This window comes from Pseudoalteromonas sp. GABNS16E (assembly GCF_028598715.1).
GTDB lineage: Bacteria > Pseudomonadota > Gammaproteobacteria > Enterobacterales > Alteromonadaceae > Pseudoalteromonas > Pseudoalteromonas atlantica.
This window is the reverse complement of record NZ_JAQREZ010000221.1, coordinates 1-255: the sequence shown is the minus strand read 5'-3', so window position 1 is coordinate 255 and position 255 is coordinate 1. Positions and strand designations below refer to the sequence as shown.

1 protein-coding gene is annotated in these 255 nt (G+C 47.8%); it reads left to right on the top strand.

Annotation, left to right across the window (positions count from 1 at the left end; all coding sequences use genetic code 11):
* Window positions 1-255, top strand: a 255-nt coding sequence (locus tag PSI06_RS21365) for a GTP-binding protein (protein WP_273604857.1), incomplete at both ends; no start/stop codon positions are given.

Sequence of the window (255 nt, the reverse complement as noted above, 5' to 3'; positions counted from 1 at the left end):
ACGATACACCAACTCGTCACTACGCACACGTAGATTGTCCTGGACACGCCGATTATGTTAAAAACATGATCACTGGTGCTGCTCAAATGGACGGCGCTATCTTAGTAGTAGCTGCGACTGACGGCCCCATGCCACAAACGCGTGAGCACATCCTACTTTCTCGTCAGGTTGGCGTACCTTACATCGTTGTATTCATGAACAAATGTGACATGGTTGACGACGAAGAGCTACTTGAGCTAGTAGAAATGGAAGTTC